15 protein-coding genes are annotated in these 17,271 nt (G+C 30.8%); 5 read left to right on the plus strand and 10 right to left on the minus strand.

Annotated features, from left to right (window positions below):
• Nucleotides 1-20: 20 nt before the first annotated feature.
• From prpC to ung, 4 genes are all read left to right on the plus strand, one after another.
• Nucleotides 21-1,169, plus strand: coding sequence for a 2-methylcitrate synthase (prpC, locus tag Q0617_RS05465; RefSeq protein WP_298751337.1), 1,149 nt, complete (start codon nucleotides 21-23; stop codon nucleotides 1,167-1,169).
• A gap of 93 nt (nucleotides 1,170-1,262) precedes the next feature.
• Nucleotides 1,263-3,857, plus strand: coding sequence for a Fe/S-dependent 2-methylisocitrate dehydratase AcnD (acnD, locus tag Q0617_RS05470; protein ID WP_298751339.1), 2,595 nt, complete (start codon nucleotides 1,263-1,265; stop codon nucleotides 3,855-3,857).
• Nucleotides 3,858-3,958: 101 nt separating this feature from the next.
• Nucleotides 3,959-5,134: a 2-methylaconitate cis-trans isomerase PrpF gene (gene prpF, locus Q0617_RS05475; protein WP_298751341.1), complete on the plus strand. Its 1,176-nt coding sequence runs from the start codon at nucleotides 3,959-3,961 to the stop codon at nucleotides 5,132-5,134.
• 98 nt (nucleotides 5,135-5,232) lie between these two features.
• Complete coding sequence (gene ung, locus Q0617_RS05480) at nucleotides 5,233-5,883, plus strand: uracil-DNA glycosylase (RefSeq protein WP_298751344.1); 651 nt, start codon at nucleotides 5,233-5,235, stop codon at nucleotides 5,881-5,883.
• 19 nt (nucleotides 5,884-5,902) lie between these two features.
• Here ung and Q0617_RS05485 read toward each other — a convergent pair whose 3' ends face one another.
• From Q0617_RS05485 to Q0617_RS05515, 7 genes are all read right to left on the minus strand, one after another.
• Entirely contained in the window at nucleotides 5,903-6,445 is a 543-nt protein-coding gene (locus Q0617_RS05485) for a hydrolase (protein WP_298751346.1), read from the minus strand.
• Nucleotides 6,446-6,522: 77 nt separating this feature from the next.
• Nucleotides 6,523-7,461 (minus strand): hydroxymethylbilane synthase, encoded by a 939-nt coding sequence (gene hemC, locus Q0617_RS05490; protein ID WP_298751348.1) that lies wholly within the window; start codon nucleotides 7,459-7,461, stop codon nucleotides 6,523-6,525.
• The gene (locus tag Q0617_RS05495; protein ID WP_298751350.1) at nucleotides 7,461-8,306 is read right to left on the minus strand and encodes a thioredoxin domain-containing protein; all 846 of its coding nucleotides are present in this window, start codon (nucleotides 8,304-8,306) and stop codon (nucleotides 7,461-7,463) included. Before Q0617_RS05495 ends, hemC begins: the two co-directional genes overlap by 1 nt.
• A 16-nt stretch (nucleotides 8,307-8,322) precedes the next feature.
• Entirely contained in the window at nucleotides 8,323-10,140 is a 1,818-nt protein-coding gene (locus Q0617_RS05500; protein WP_298751352.1) for a DNA polymerase III subunit gamma/tau, read from the minus strand.
• The gene (gene murI, locus Q0617_RS05505; protein ID WP_298751354.1) at nucleotides 10,133-10,933 is read right to left on the minus strand and encodes a glutamate racemase; all 801 of its coding nucleotides are present in this window, start codon (nucleotides 10,931-10,933) and stop codon (nucleotides 10,133-10,135) included. The genes Q0617_RS05500 and murI overlap by 8 nt, the downstream gene beginning before the upstream one ends.
• 82 nt (nucleotides 10,934-11,015) lie before the next feature.
• Nucleotides 11,016-12,227, minus strand: coding sequence for a HAMP domain-containing sensor histidine kinase (locus Q0617_RS05510; protein WP_298751356.1), 1,212 nt, complete (start codon nucleotides 12,225-12,227; stop codon nucleotides 11,016-11,018).
• Nucleotides 12,218-13,270: an FIST C-terminal domain-containing protein gene (locus Q0617_RS05515; protein WP_298751358.1), complete on the minus strand. Its 1,053-nt coding sequence runs from the start codon at nucleotides 13,268-13,270 to the stop codon at nucleotides 12,218-12,220. The genes Q0617_RS05510 and Q0617_RS05515 overlap by 10 nt, the downstream gene beginning before the upstream one ends.
• Before the next feature lie 232 nt (nucleotides 13,271-13,502).
• On the opposite strand from Q0617_RS05515, the gene Q0617_RS05520 reads away from it, so the two are divergent.
• A complete protein-coding gene (locus Q0617_RS05520) occupies nucleotides 13,503-14,159 on the plus strand; it encodes a uracil-DNA glycosylase family protein (protein WP_298751360.1) in 657 nt (218 codons plus the stop codon).
• Here Q0617_RS05520 and Q0617_RS05525 read toward each other — a convergent pair whose 3' ends face one another.
• The 3 genes from Q0617_RS05525 to Q0617_RS05535 form a co-directional block, all read right to left on the minus strand.
• Nucleotides 14,160-14,738 carry a hypothetical protein gene (locus tag Q0617_RS05525; protein ID WP_298751364.1) on the minus strand — a complete coding sequence of 193 codons (579 nt, stop codon included), beginning with the start codon at nucleotides 14,736-14,738 and terminating at the stop codon, nucleotides 14,160-14,162.
• Between the two features lie 189 nt (nucleotides 14,739-14,927).
• Nucleotides 14,928-16,271, minus strand: a complete 1,344-nt coding sequence (gene rho, locus Q0617_RS05530; protein ID WP_298751366.1) for a transcription termination factor Rho — start codon at nucleotides 16,269-16,271, stop codon at nucleotides 14,928-14,930.
• Nucleotides 16,272-16,448: 177 nt separating this feature from the next.
• Nucleotides 16,449-17,045, minus strand: a complete 597-nt coding sequence (locus Q0617_RS05535) for a peroxiredoxin (RefSeq protein ID WP_298751368.1) — start codon at nucleotides 17,043-17,045, stop codon at nucleotides 16,449-16,451.
• Nucleotides 17,046-17,271: the final 226 nt, after the last annotated feature.

Here is a 17,271-nt window from a genome sequence, read left to right on the forward strand (position 1 = left end):
TAATTACAAAAGGAGACAATATGAGCACTACAACTACAGGATTTAAACCAAAAAAATCAGTTGCATTATCGGGGCAATCTGCAGGAAATACAGCTATTTGTACAGTTGGGAAAAGTGGAAATGACTTACACTATAGAGGATATGATATTTTAGAATTCGCTAACACAGCAGAGTTTGAAGAGATTGCACATTTAATCGTTCATGAAAAATTACCAAATAAAGCTGAGCTTGCAGCTTATAAAACTAAATTACAAGGTTTAAGAGATATTCCAGCTGGAGTAAAAATTGCATTAGAGCAATTACCAAAAACTGCTCATCCAATGGATGTTATGAGAACAGGTTGTTCAGTTCTTGGAGCAATTATGTCTGAAGATGAATCTCATCCAAAAGATGAAGCTCAAGCAATTGTAGATAAATTAATGGCTTGTTTTGGTTCTATGTTATGTTACTGGTACCACTATGCATACAATGGAAAAAGAATTGATGTTGTAACTGATGATGATACAGTTGGTGGTCACTTCTTACACCTATTACATGGTGAAAAACCAAGAGAATCTTGGGTTAGAGCTATGCATACATCATTAATCCTTTATGCTGAGCATGAATTTAATGCATCTACATTTACTTCAAGAGTTATCTCTGGAACAAACTCTGACATGTTCTCTTGTATCACTGGTGCAATTGGAGCATTAAGAGGTCCAAAACATGGTGGAGCTAATGAAGTTGCATTTTATATCCAAGAAAGATACTCTTCACCTGATGAAGCCCAAAAAGATATCTTAGAAAGAATGGCTAGAAAAGAGATTATTATCGGATTTGGACACCCAGTTTACTCTTCTTGTGACCCAAGAAACGTAGTAATCAAAAAAGTTGCTGAAGATTTATCTAAAGAAAACAACAATACATTAATGTATGACGTTGCTGAAAGAATTGAAACAATCATGTGGGATAACAAAAAAATGTTCCCTAACTTAGACTGGTTCTCTGCAGTTTCTTACAACCAAATGGGAATTCCAACAGATATGTTTACTCCAATCTTTATCATCTCAAGAGTTACTGGATGGGGTGCACATGCAATTGAGCAAAGAGAAGATGGAAAAATCATTAGACCTTCTGCTACATATACTGGACCTGAAGACTTAAAATACGTTCCTATAGAAGAAAGATAAGAACTTAAAATACTCTAGTGCCACCTTTGGCAAACACTAAAAGGATGAGTCTTTGCACTCATCCTTTTAAATACAAACTAAATGGATATAAAAATGACAAATGATAAATATCTTAAAAAACTAGAAGGTTTCGATACTAGCTACTATGATGTAAAAGCAGCAGTTGAAGATATCACTCCTGGTTCTTTTGAAAAACTTAACTATACATCAAGAGTATTAGCAGAAAACTTAATTAGAAAATGTCCAAGTGAAGATTTAAAAGACTCTTTAATTCAATTAATTGAAAAAAGAACTGACAAAGATTTCCCTTGGTATCCTTCAAGAGTTATCTGTCACGATATTCTTGGTCTTACAGCTTTTGTTGACCTTGCAGGTTTAAGAGAAGCAGTTGCTTCTAAAGGTGGAAACCCTGATAAAGTTAACCCTGTTGTTCCTACACAACTTATTGTTGACCACTCATTAGCAGTAGAGTGTGGTGGATTTGATCCAGATGCATTCCAAAAAAATAGAGATATCGAAGATAGAAGAAATGCAGATAGATTCCACTTTATCAACTGGACAAAAGAAGCATTTAATAACGTTGATGTTATTCCTCCAGGTAATGGAATTATGCACCAAATCAACCTTGAAAAAATGTCTCCTGTTGTTCACAATATTGATGGAATTGCATCTCCTGATACATTAGTTGGTACAGATTCACATACTCCTCATGTTGATGCACTTGGTGTTATCGCTGTTGGTGTTGGTGGATTAGAAGCTGAAAATGTTATGCTTGGAAACCCTTCTTATATGAGAGTTCCTGAAATCATTGGTGTTGAAATTACTGGGGTAAGATCAGAAGGTATTACTGCTACTGATATTGCACTTGCTATGACATCATTTTTAAGAGAAAACAATGTTATCTCTGCATACTTAGAGTTCTTTGGTGCTGGTACAAAATACCTTAACTTAGGAGATAGAGCAACTATTGCAAATATGACTCCTGAATATGGTGCAAGTGCTGGTATGTTTGCTATTGATTCTCAAACAATTGATTACTTAACAGTAACAGGTAGAGATGCACAGCAAGTTAAATTAGTAGAAGCTTATGCAAAAGCAAATGGATTATGGGCTGACCAATTTGACAATGCTACATATGCAAGAACTATTGAATTTGATTTATCAAAAGTTACAAGATCTTTAGCAGGTCCATCTAAACCTCATAAATTAGTGCCAACTTCAACGTTAAAAGCTGAAGGTATAGTAAAAGAATGGACACAAGAAGGTGATTTCATCCCTGATGGTGGTATCTTAATTGCAGCAATTACTTCTTGTACTAATACTTCAAATCCAAGAAACGTTATCGCAGCTGGATTACTAGCTAAAAAAGCAAATGAACTAGGACTTTCAAGAAAACCTTGGGTTAAATCTTCATTAGCACCAGGATCTAAAGTAATCGAAGTTTATTTAAAAGAAGCTGGATTATTACCTGAAATGGAAAAATTAGGATTTGGTGTTGTTGGATTTGCATGTACTACTTGTAATGGTATGTCAGGTGCCCTAGACCCTAAAATCCAAGAAGAAGTTGTAAATAGAGATGTTTATACAACTGCTGTATTATCTGGAAATAGAAACTTTGATGGAAGAATCCACCCATATGTAAAAGAAGCATTTTTGGCTTCACCTGCACTTGTTATTGCTTATGCATTAGCTGGTACTATTAGATTTGATATTGAAAATGATGTATTAGGAAAAGATAAAGATGGTAATGACATTAAATTAAAAGATTTATGGCCATCAGATGAAGAGATTAATGCTGTTGAAAAATCATGTGTTAGACCTGAAATGTACAACAACATTTATGAGCCAATGTTCAAAAGAGAATTATTAGATAGCGTTAAAATTGACCCATTCTATAAATGGAATACTGCGTCAACATATATCAATAAACCTCCTTATTGGGAAGATGAATATATGCAAATGCCTGCACTTAAAGGTATGAGACCATTAGGTGTATTCCCTGATAATATAACAACAGACCACTTATCTCCATCAAATGCTATTTTACCAAGCTCTGCTTCTGGTGAATATTGTTTAAAAATGGGATTACCTGTTGAAGATTTAAACTCTTATGCAACACATAGAGGGGATCATCATACAGCTTCAAGAGCAACTTTAGCAAATCCAAAACTATTTAACGAAATGGTTAAAGATGAAAATGGGGAAACTAAACAAGGTTCTTTAACTAAGATTATGCCTGAGGGTACAGAATCTAGAATGTGGGAAGCTATTGAGACTTATACTCAAAGAAAACAACCACTAATCATCATCGCTGGTACAAATTATGGTCAAGGGTCTTCAAGAGACTGGGCTGCAAAAGGTGTTAGATTAGCTGGTGTTGAAGTACTTATTGCTGAATCAATTGAAAGAATTCACAGAACTAACTTAGTTGGAATGGGTGTATTACCATTACAATTCAAAGAAGGTGATACTAGAAATACTTATGCTATTGATGGAAGTGAAACTTTTGATATCGAAGGTGAGATTACTCCTAGATGTGACTTAACTGTAGTTATGACTAGAGAAAATGGTGAAGTTGTTAAATTCCCTGTTTTATGTAGACTTGATACTTCTGCTGAAGTTGATGTTTATACAAATGGTGGTATTTTACAAAAATTCGCTAAAGATGTTATTGCTGAAGGTAAATAATATCTAAGTTAAAAGAAGAGAAAACTCTTCTTTTAACTATTTATTAGAGAAATCATTGGATTTTTTTAATAAGTTTTAATCAAATATTTTAAGGAAACAGAATGTCTTATAAACCACAATTTAAAGTAAAAGCAACATATATGAGAGGTGGAACTTCTAAAGGAACATTTTTTAATATAGCAGATTTACCAAAAGAGGCTCAAGAAGATTCAAGAAAAAGAGATAAATTACTTCAAAGAATTGTTGGAAGTCCTGATATTTATAAACAACAAATGGATGGTATGGGAGGAGCGACTTCTTCTACTTCAAAAGCTATTTTAGTAGGTAAATCAGATGTTCCTGGGCATGATGTAGACTACTATTTCTGTCAAGTTGCTATTGATAAAGATTTTGTGGATATGAGTGGAAACTGTGGAAATTTATCTAGTGCAGTTGGTCCTTTTGCTATTAAAGAAGGTTTAGTTGATAATGTGCCTGAAAATGGTGTTTGTTGTGTAAAAATTTGGCAAGCAAATATCAAAAAAACTATTCTTTGTTATGTAACTATGGAAAATGGAATAGTTAAAGAAATGGGAGATTATTACATTGATGGTGTTGCATTTCCTGCTGAAGAAATCGTATTAGAGTTTGCAGAACCTGTTGATCCTAGTGAAGAGTTATTTCCTACTGGAAACTTAGTAGATGATTTAGAGGTTCCAGGAATTGGTACATTTAAAGCTACTATGATAACTGCTGGTATTCCTACATGTTTTGTAAATGCTTGCGATATTGGATACAAAGGAACTGAACTTCAAGCTGATATTAACTCTGATGCTGATGCACTAGCAAGATTTGAAATAATTAGATCTTATGCTGCATTAAAAATGGGTCTAATTTCAGACTTGAAAGAAGCAGAAACAAGACAACATACTCCAAAAATCGCTTTTGTTGCACCACCAAGTGATTTTACTACATCAAGTGGAAAAGAAGTTAAAGCAGATGAAATTGATTTGCACGTGCGAGCTTTATCTATGCAAAAATTACACCATGCTATGATGGGAACAGCTTCAGTTGCTATTGGAGTTGCTGCTTGTATTGAAGGAACATTAGTAAATATTGCTGCTGGTGGGGGAGAAAAAACTGCAGTTGAGTTTGGACATCCATCAGGTACACTTAAAGTTGGTGCAATTATTCAAAATAATGATGGTCAATATATAGTTGATAAAGCAACAATGAGTAGAAGTGCTAGAATAATCATGGAAGGTTATGTTCATGTTCCAGAAGGAACTATGGACTAATAGTCAAAGACTTTAAACAACAAAAAGGGAAGAGATTAGTCTCTTCCCTTTTTTTATTTTACTTTCGTCATAATACGGCTTTATTTTAAAGGAGTTGTATGAAAACTTGGAATGAGATTATAAATAAAGAACAAAAGCAAGAGTATTATAAAAACTTAAAAAATGAGATTGATAAAAGATATGAAACATCAACTGTTTTTCCTCCTCAAGATAAAATATTTAATGCCTTTGCGAAAACTGCTTTTGATGAACTAAAAGTTGTAATACTAGGACAAGACCCATACCATGGAAAAGGACAAGCACAAGGCTTATCATTTTCAACTCCAAAAGAGATAAAAAATCCACCCTCTATGCAAAATATATTAAAAGAGATAAAAGAGGATTTAGGAAAAGATTCATCTTGTCTTGATGGGGATTTAACTCCTTGGGCAGAAGAAGGAGTTCTTCTTTTAAATACTATTTTAACAGTAGAAGAATCAAAACCAAAATCGCATCATAAACTAGGCTGGGAGATATTTACAGATAATATTATCAAACATATCTCAGCAAACTGTGAAGATATAATCTTTTTACTTTGGGGAAGCCCTGCCATATCAAAAACAAAACTAATAGATAATAAAAGACATCATATATTAACAGCCCCACATCCTAGTCCATTATCTTCTTATAGAGGATTTTTTGGATGTAAACACTTTAGTAAAACAAATGAGATATTGGATTCTTTAGGAAAGAAAGGAATAAATTGGTAAAACACCCAAAGGTGCTTTACTATTTAACTAAGGCAGATATACCTTTAAATTGTGGGTGTTTAGCATTAACAGTTAGTTCAAATAATAGTGACTCATAAGTTGTAGGTATTACCCCTGATTGAATCAATCTAGCAATTGCCATTTCTGTATCATTTTGTTTTCTTGAAGTAACACAATCAGTTACTAAAACTACTTGATATCCAGCTTCTAATAAATCAATACAAGTTTGAAGTACGCAAACATGAGTCTCAATTCCTGCAACTATGATTTGCTTTTTATCTAAAGAGTTAATTGCAATCATTGTTTCTTCATTTTTACAACAAGAAAATGTTGTCTTTTCAAAGTGTGGATACTCATCAACAAGTTCTCTAAGACTTGGAATTGTTTCCCCAATACCTTTTTTGTACTGTTCATTTACTATAAAAGGAACCTCATGAAGCTGTAAACCTTTTACCAATGTTAGTAAATTTTTCTCTATCTCATCTTTGTTTGTCATATGCGGATAAAGTCTTTCTTGTACATCAACTAAACAAAATGCCACATTATTTACATCTATTCTCATCATCACTCCTTATAAATATTACTTTTAATAAAATAGTCAACAATACTACTTAAAATTCGTAACAAAAGTCTAGCATTTTATTGAAAAGCTACTTTTTCTGCACGTGCTAACAGCTCTTTTGCTCCTTGGTCAATAAATGTTTGTGCAACAGTTTGACCAATAGTTTCAAAATCATCAATATCAGCAGTAATATCTTCTTCAACATACTCACTACCATCAGGCATACCTACAATTGCTTGAACTCTAATAGAGTTTTCATCTAAAATTGTAGCTTTTACACCTATTGGAACTTGACAACCACCCTCTAAAGTTCTTACAAAATCTCTTTCGATAGTTGATTCAATATGTGCATTCTTATCATGTAAAACAGATAGTAGCTCTACAAGTTCAGGATTATCAAGAGTCTCTATTCCTAAAGTTGCTTGTCCCATTGATGGAATCATATCATCAATAGAAATTGGAGTAAAATATTTAACTTCACCTTCTATTTGAAGTTTTTGAACACCAGTTGCCGCTAAAATAATAGCATCATATTCGCCAGCTTTTAACTTAGCAATTCTAGTATTTATGTTTCCTCTTAAATCTTTAAGATTTATATCTGGTCTTAAAAGTTTTAACTCCATTCTTCTTCTTAGGCTTGTAGTTCCTATAACTGCTCCCTTTGGAAGCTCATGTATACTTGCATACTTTTCACTTAAAAAAGCATCTCTTGGGTCAAATCTTTTTGTAAGAGCAGCTAATACAAAACCCTCTTCAAACTCAACAGGAACATCTTTTAAAGAGTGAACAGCAATATCAGCCTCTTTACTTTGTAAGGCTACTTCTAACTCTTTTGTAAAAAGTCCTTTTCCACCTATTTTAGCTAATGGAACATCTAAAATCTTATCTGCTTTTGTTGAAAACTCTTGTAACTCTATTTGCATATCAGGATAGTGTTTTAAAAGTTCAGCTTTTATATATTCACTTTGCCAAAGTGCCAATTTACTCTTTCTTGTTGCAATTACTATTTTCTTCATTATCTATCCCCTAACGTCTCATATTTTAATTTTGTATTATCTTTTTCACCATTTACAAAAATTGTTGGTGTTCCTCTTACCATAAGCTCTTCACCTATTTTTACATCTTCTAAAATAGAATTCATAATAGTAGGATTGTTTAACTCTTCTTTTGTAATTTCTATATTAAACTCTTTATTAAAAGCCTTTAATATCTCTTCTTCATCTTTTGAATCAACTTTAAAGTATCTGTCCCAATCGATTTGATAAACTTTACTCTCTACATCTTTTATATTCATACTTTTTGCTATATTCATAGCTTTTACTAAAGTTGCAGAGGCAGGATGAACTCTTAATAGTGGAAAATGATAATAATAAAGAGCAATTGAATCTTCATTTTTATTAACATGCTCTATTACATCAGGAACATAATCCATACAAAATGGACATAAAGGGTCTGAAAATACTACTACTTTATCTTTTGCTTTATGATTACCTGCTATTAAATGTTTTTCACTATAATATTTTGTATCAAATTTTGGTTCTAATAAATCTTTTAAAGATTTTCCAGTTTTTAAATCCAATAAATCAGCTGCAACAACTACTCCATTTGAAAAAACTATATCTTTAGCATTTATCTCTTTATCTTTTACCTTTGCTTTTACATCTATTATATATCCATACCAATTATTTATTGGCATTTTCATTCTTAGTTTTGTATTTATTTTAACATCTTGAATCTCTACTCTAGCATTGTTTGAAAGTCTCTTTTTTTCAAAATTTATAATATCTTTATCAAGATCATTTGCATATAAACCTATAGCAAATATAGAAAAAATCATTAATACTTTTTTTAAATTTCTCATCTATTTCTCCTTACTTTTATACTTTTGTTTTAACTGTTATTTTTTTAATATCAAATAACTCTTTTGCTTTATTTAACATAGTTGAGTTTAATATATCTTCCATTTGAAGCTCTTTTTGGGAAGGTTTTGCTTGTGAAGAATCATGCATACTAGCTACACAACCTGCCCCCATCTCTATATCTTCTATCATAGAACCTACTTCCTCTTGAGTCTCATCTTCTTCTTGTAGTTCTAAGTTTATATCATCAATATTTGCTTCTGGCTCATCTATTGACGGATTTACATCATTTTTTTTTTGCTCTTGTATTTCGCCTTTTTTAAACTCTAATTCAATGTTTAAGCCAAATACATCTTTAGCAAAGGTTTTTATAATACCAAAATGTTTATATAAAAACTTTCTATCCTCATCTTGGGCATAAGATACTATATTTAAAATATTATTTTCAAAACTTTGGAAAATAAAGTTTTTCTCAAAACATACACCTAAGTCATGACTTCTCTCATAAACTTTTTTTGTAAGTTCACTATATAATTCAACACTTGGGTCAACTATTTTTTCAATTTTCTCTTCTACTTTTGGTTCTTGTACAGGTATATCTTCAATAACTTTTGGCTCTTCAACAACACTTGCTACAACTTGTTGCTCAAGCTTTTCTTCTACTTTTGGCTTTTCGACATGAGCGTGCTCTAATACAACATCTTGATTTACTGCACTTGTCATTTTATTTGAATGACTTTGATGACTTACTTCTTTTACAGGAGAAGATTGCACCTCATCAATTAGCTCATCTAGAGTCTTTAGATTTGTAGCTTCACTCATTTTTGAGAGTGTCAAAATCAATACAAATGTTGGATCAGAGTTTAAAGATAATAGATGTTTGGCATCCCCTAGGATTCTAAAGAATCTATCATATAAAAAGATATTAAATTTTGGGTCTTTTCCATAAAGCATTTTATTTTTAAGATATATAGTCATCTCATCACAAACAGAACCAGCTTCATACTCTTCAAGTGTTTCAATGATAGGAGTTATATCTCCACAAGATAAAACTACATCAAAAAGGTTATCTAAAAACTCTGGGTCAATAAGTCCTAACATATCCACAACAGCACTTGTTGTAACTTTTCCTTTGGCGAAAATAATTGCTTGGTCAAGTAAAGTTAATGTATCCCTTAAACTTCCTTGTCCACTTCTTGAAATTATGGCTAAAGCATCATCTTCAAACTCTATTTTTTCTTCATTTAAAATATGAGTTAAGTGATGCATTACATCTTTATGAGAGATTTTTTTAAATCTAAAGTGTTGTGTTCTACTTAAAATTGTAGCTGGAAGTTTTAGTGGGTCAGTAGTTGCTAAGATAAACTTTACAAACCCAGGAGGCTCTTCTAGTGTTTTTAGAAGTGCATTAAATGCTTGTGTTGTAAGCATATGAACCTCATCGATTATAAATACTTTAAATCTAGCACTGCTTGGTTTGTATTTTGTATGTTCTATTAAATCTTTTATATCATCGATACCTCTATTACTAGCTGCATCCATCTCTATAATATCTAAGTGACGATTTGTATTTGCACTTACACAGTTTTCGCAAACCTCACAAGGCTTTGAAGTAGGACCACTTGAACATAATAAAGCTTTTGCCATAATTCTAGCAGTTGAAGTTTTTCCACTTCCTCTAAGTCCTGAGAAGAGATAAGCATGGGATAATCTATTTGAATCTAAAGCTAAAGATAGTGTTTGAGAGACAGTTCCTTGACCAACTAAATCTTCAAATCTTTTTGGTCTATATTTTAGGGCTAAAACTTTCTTTTGTGAATTTTGATTCTCACTCATTTATATTCCTTACCACTATTTCCCCACCGTTATTCCATGAATTTAATATTTTACTTATCATTTCTAAATTAATATATGAAGTGAAGTATACATTTACTTTCAACTCACCATTATTAAAATGACCACAATCTTTTGATAAATCTTTTAATCTGTTTGCTATTGCATAACCTGTTTCGATTAGATTTATATTTTGACCCATAATTTTTTTTATTGTATCTTCTACCAAAGGATAATGTGTACAACCTAAAACTACTGTATCTACCCCATTTTCTTTCATAGGCTTTAACCAATTTTGTAAAAGTAAAAATGTCTTTTCATCATCTATTTTACCATTTTCAATTTGCTGAACTAGACCTGGACAAGCTTGTTCATACAAAGTGATATGCGAACTAGAAGTTGACAAAACATCAACTAACAGTTGATACTTTTCACCCTTTAAAGTGGCAGGTGTTGCTAAAATCCCAATTTTTCCATTTTTACTTAACTGTATAGCTGGTTTTATACCAGGTTCTGTTCCTATTACTATAAGTTGTGGAAAATGTTCTCTTAACTCTTTTATTGCAGCTGAAGTTGCTGTATTACAAGCAACTACTAAAGCATCAATATTATGAGTTTTAATCAAATAGTTAGCAATATCAAAACTATGTTTTAATATCTGTTCTTTTGATTTTTCCCCATATGGTGCAAACTTTGTATCTGCAATATAAAAAATCTCAGCACCTTTTAAAACTTCTGTTATGGCTTTAACAACTGTTAAACCACCAATGCCAGAATCAAATACGCCTACTCTCAATTTATACCTTTTTCATAATAAGCAAATATTCTATCATAAGTTTTTATATAAATTCATTAGTACAAAGAAATTAAATTTGAGACTAAATTGTATAGTTAATATTCAAAGGAAGTTTTATAAAAAACTTAGCTCCATGTTCACTATTTTCAACATCTAAAGTACCACCTAAATGATTAACTACAATATCGTAACTACTATATAGTCCAATACCAGTACCATGGGACTGATGTTTTGTTGTAAAGTATGGATTAAAGATTTTATCTATTATCTCTTCTTTAATTCCACCTGCATTATCTTCTATCGTAATAACTACACTATGTTCATCTTTATATGCAGAGTATTTAACCCAATTATCAGAACTTTTTTTACTAGATAAAGCCTCTCTAGCATTATTTAAAATGGCAATAATTACTTGAAGAAGTTCTCCTAAAATAAGTTTGAATTTTATGGGCTCTTTTTCCATAGTATCTTCGATGATTTTTATATTTTCAATAGAAAAACTTGTTTCTACCATCTTGAAAGCCATCTTTACTCTATCTTGAACAATTATCTCTTTTTCTTTATGACTCTCTTTTATATAGTCTCTAAATTCATCAATAGTATCCGATAAAAAAGTTACATTATTTAATATACTATCAGCATAATGAAAAAAGTCTTCATCACTTAAAACTTCAAGCTCTTTTTTTATTTTCATGCCACTTGCAGCTGTGGAAATAACACTTAAAGGCTGTCTCCATTGGTGAGCAATATTTCCTATTAATTCACCCATTTGTGCCATCTTTAATTGCTCAAAAAACTGTTTTTCTTTCTCTTTTGTAAGTTCTATTGCTGTTTTTACTTTAGCTTTTAAATTTAAAGTCAAGTCTTCTAACTCAAGGTTTTTCTCTTCTAGTTTTTGTACATTTAAACAAGAGTTTATGCTTATATTTAATTTTTGTCTAAAGCTTTCATAAGTAGAAGTGATAAATTCTAAATCAATCTCTTTATCATAAAAAAATATTATCAAACCATTTTCAAGTTTGTATAATAAGGCATTTATTGTCTCTGAAAGAGAGGTGACTATTATTTTTTCATCTTTACTTTTTTTGAGTAAATCATTTATATCAAAGTCTAGTTTTTTTCCATGGGAAACAATAGGTTCTATATTTTCTTTTGTTAGATAAAAACTTCCATAAATAGCATCAGTTTCCATAATAAAGGTTTTTATTACTTCATTTATCATATCTTTTAACTTTAGGCTGTTACCTATTGAACTATGACATTTGTACGAGATTGAGAGTTGACTTAAAAGCATATACCACCTATTACACAAGTTTTATTTAAAAAATTAATATATTTATTACCTTCATTGGCTATCTCACCAATAGATATGGCTCCTATAAAAGTAGAAGCATTTGTTTGTTGATAGATTGTACCTAACTCATCATCAAACTTATCTTCTAAAAAGCTTTTTCTTGTAGTACAATCAAAAACAAGTATAAATTCGCAACTATTTTTCAAAGCATCACTTATGGCTTCCCTTGATGCCTTCAATAAACTTTCGTTTTTACCTTTTAAAATATTTAAGACACTGTTATTTGAAACTTTTCCTACTAAAATTAAATTATCACCATCAAAAGCAATAGGATCCCTTACTACTTCTTCGCCTTTGTATTTTACAATACCAAAGGGATAATTTTTTGAGATTTCTAAAAAGTTCTCTTTTGTTAAGGCTACTTGATAATCTTTTTCAACTATCTCTTTATAGACTTCAAAAGCACTTCGGTGGTCAATAGTTTTTACAATATTACCTTCTGCTGAAGTTACAACATATGGTCCATCTAAATATTCCCAGCCATGTTTTACACCTAAATCAATACTATTTTTTAGGCTAATCAAAATCGCTGCATCTTTATAAAATCCACTATTATCAAAAATAAAAGCTTCGCTTTTATCCTCAAAAGAACCAGCGCCTGCTCCTAGTATATTTGTATGGATGTCTACATTTTCAAAAAGCTCTTGGATAAATGGTTCTGTGTAATTTGATAAACCTTCCAAAATAGTAATAACAGATTTTATATTCTTAAAATCATTTTTATCCAAGCAAGCATTACTTATATCTTTTATAAAGTTTGATTTCATATTATTGCTTATCTCTATAGCTATTACTCCATAGTCATATACTTTGTCTTTAAAAATTATTTGAGGGAATATTCCACCATAGATTTTAATATCAGAGTTTTTTAAAAGATTTAAATCTACATCTGTTTTAGAAGCAACAAGCAATAAGTATTGGTGGTGATTATTTTTCTCTATCAACTCTTCAAGTGTTTCAAAATAACTTGCTATTATTTTCATGTTAAACCTTTTAATTTGGTTTTCTAACTTATAAATAATTTACTTAAAGTATGTAATCTTTGATTTTAGCACTTGTAGTTTTAAACGTGTTATATAAAATAATGTTAATAATTTAATTCAGCAAGAATTAATAATGAATATAAAAATTAGAAAATAAAAATTATTTTTTATATTCTAATTTTAATTTCTTTTTTGTAATAATTAAACTACACTATTAAAAAAGGGGTCTATTTTGTTTTTTCATTTCCATCCATATAAACCGTTCTTAAATGACAAAACAAAAAAGATTTTAGTAGGAACTTTACCACCTCCAAGGTTTTGTAATAAACAGTTCAAAGAAAGCGATGTGGATTTTTGTTATGGTTCAAAAGATAACCTACTTTGGCAAGTCTTAAACAAAATCCATAATCTAAATCTACCCTTTGATAAGAGTATTGAATCTACAAATTTAAGAAAAGAGTTCCTAATAAAAAATCAAATAGGCGTCTGTGATATTGTCCAATCGTGTAAAAGAGAAAAAATAGATGCTAGTGATATAGGTATGAGTGAAGTAGTTTTAAGGGATATACTTGGTTTTATAAAAAAATACAAAAATATCCAAACTATAATCTTCACAGGCGGATTATGTAAAAACTCCCCAGAATACTTCTTTAGACAAGTCCTAAAAAAAGAGAATATAGCCTTAAAACTCATCTGTGAGAACATCCCAAAAAAACATAAATTTACCTATGATAATAGAGAAATCCAAACCATAAGTTTAACCTCCCCATCAAATGCAGCAAACAGAAGTATAGGAGCAAATGAGTACTACAAAAAGATGAAAAAAGAGAATCCAAACTACACAACCTTTGACTTTAGAGTTGAGCAGTATGAAAAAGTTTTTAAATAACTATTGCAATAACTCTTTTCGAATACTTGCATAACTCTTTAAAGCCAAACCCACATGCCATCTAAAAACCTTATCAAAGATTTTCCTAGGTACATTAGCTATTCTCAACACCTCTTCCATATCATAGTCACCATCATTTTTTTCAACCAATTCAATTATTCGCATAACACCAAACTGAGATTTACTAGGCTTAAATCGATTTTGAAAATAAACATCTAGTTCTACTTCAAAATTATCAAAACCTTTCAAAATATCTTTTTGTAAATAAATAGGCTCAGTAGGATGATGCATAAGCTCATCCATAAACTCTTCATAAAAAAAAGAAGCCCCAGCCCCTTTAAATCTAACAGCTACTAAAGTAATCTCTTCGGCTGATTGTATACTTACAGATTCTTCATAAGCATTGATTAACATAGCTTGAAAACTATCCAAAATAAAAAGTTCCTCCTGAATAAGAACTTCACATTTATCATTTTGATTGATTAAAACTATCATTCCACCATTTGGTTTTAGTTCGTAAGTATTTGTATTTTGTATTAAATCATATGATTCTATATATTTTTGTAATTTTTTGTGCATGGGGGGATTATAGCAAATTATTTATTTAATGAATTTTTCATTTACATTGTAATAGCTTCAGAAAGCTGAATATTTTTGTAAAGTTCAAGGAAGTGGGGTAATTTTGTGTTGGAGTGTACAATTAGTACATGACGAGCAAAATTTCCGCAACTGACGCGGAAATTTGCAAAAAGAGGCAGTTTTATGAAGCTATTCGTTCATTCCTGAGAAAAAATCATCATTATTCTTAGTCTTTAACATCTTAGAATAAAGAAATTTCAACGCTTCTACTTCATCCATAGATGCGATTGCATTTCTTAGTATCCATGTTTTTTGTAAGATATCTGGAGTAAGAAGTAGTTCTTCTTTTCTTGTACCTGATTTGATAATATCAACAGCTGGATAAACTCTTTTGTTTGAAGCATCACGACTAAGTACAACTTCTGAGTTTCCTGTACCTTTGAACTCTTCGAAAATAACTTCGTCCATTTTTGAACCTGTATCTATAAGTGCAGTTGAGATGATAGTTAAACTTCCACCCTCTTCTATATTTCTAGCAGCCCCAAAAAATCTTTTTGGTTTGTGTAGTGCATTTGCATCAACCCCACCTGAAAGTACTTTTCCACTACTTGGTGTTACTGTATTATATGCACGTGCAAGTCTTGTGATTGAGTCAAGTAAGATAACAACATCTTTTTTCATCTCAACCATTCTTTTTGCTTTTTCAATAACAATTTCAGCAACTCTAACATGATTTTGAGCAGGTAAATCAAATGTAGAAGAGTAAACATCACCCTTTACACTTCTTTGCATATCTGTAACTTCTTCTGGTCTTTCATCTATTAGTAAAACCATTAAGTGAGCTTCTGGATGATTTCTTGAAATACCGTGAGCTAGTTCTTTTAAAAGTTCTGTTTTACCAGTTTTTGGAGGAGCAACGATAAGTCCCCTTTGACCTTTACCCATAGGAGAAAATAAGTCTAATATTCTTCCTGTCATTTTAGTTGATTCATACTCAAATTTAAATCTTTCTGTTGAATATAAAGGTGTTAGGTTATCAAAAAGTGGTCTGTTTTTTGATTCATGTATTGGTAGATAGTTTATTGCTTCAATTTTAAGTAAAGCATAATATTTTTCACTATCTTTGTTTGGAGGTCTAACTTGTCCTGTAACAATATCCCCAGTTCTAAGTGCAAACTTTTTGATTTGTGTTGCACTTACATAAGAATCATTAGAAGTATCAGAAAAATTTCCATCCATTGCTCTTAAAAAACCAAATCCACCATCTTTTACCTCTAAAATACCTGTAAAAAGAATAAATCCACCTTGGTCGATTTGTGTTTTTAAAATAGAGAACATAAGTTCTTGTCGTTTAAGTTCCTGAGGGTTTTCAACATCGAGTTTTTTAGCTATTTGAAGTAGTTCTTCTAAAGGATATTCTCTTAGTTTTTCAATTGTATGCCCTTCTACAGGGATATGTGTCCTAGTTTTTCTGCCATTAGAATTTCCTTTTGAGGGAGTATTCTTCTTAGTTTGAGTTGTTGTCTCTTCCATTTATATTTAGACCTTTGTCATTTTCAGTAAAGTGATTTTTTGTAGTTAATTCTGTGTATAGAATTTTAAGTGGTGTAATTTTAGTCTTTATTTTAGAATTTGTCAAATATTATTTATATAAAACAAAAAAGGTGCCAATTACTTGACACCTTTTTATTCAATATTTAAAAATGATTATTATAAATCAGCCTCATGTTTTCCTAAGTATTCTGCAACACCTTCAGTTGAAGCTTTCATACCTTCGTCACCTTTTGCCCAACCTGCAGGACAAACTTCACCATTTTCGTTTGTAAATATCATAGTATCTACCATTCTAATCATTTCGTCAATGTTTCTTCCTAGTGGTAAGTCATTGATTACTGCATGTCTTACAGTTCCATCTTTGTCAATTAAAAAAGATCCTCTTAGTGCTACAGCATCACCGAATAATACATCATAATCTTTTGAAATTTGTTTGCTTAAATCTGCAACTAATGGGTATTTAACTCTTCCAATTCCACCGTTTTCAACAGCAGTTTCTCTCCATGCAAAGTGAGAAAATTGTGAATCAACTGAAACACCAATAACATTTACACCTCTTGAAGAGAACTCTTCAATTCTTTTTGAAAATGCAATAATTTCTGATGGACATACAAATGTAAAGTCTAATGGGTAGAAAAATAAAACCGCACCTTTTTCACCAATGTTTTCATATAAATTAAAATCCTCAACAATTTGACCATCTGCAAGTACAGCTGTTGCTGTGAAATCTGGAGCTTTTTTTGTAACTAACATATTTATTTCCTTTTTTTAAGTTTTAAGTAATGTAAGTATAATACAATATTCTAAAATAAAACATCAACTATTTTGTTTAATTTTATATTTAAGAAAAATTTTACTTTAGGATAAAAATTATCCTTAAAGTCATATATTATGAATATTTTCTCTCTTATATATAAAGAGTATTAAAATGTGTGTAAAAAAGATATCTCTATTACTCTGCTTAAAAATAAAATTTATT

Source organism: uncultured Arcobacter sp., assembly GCF_937982575.1.
GTDB lineage: Bacteria > Campylobacterota > Campylobacteria > Campylobacterales > Arcobacteraceae > Arcobacter.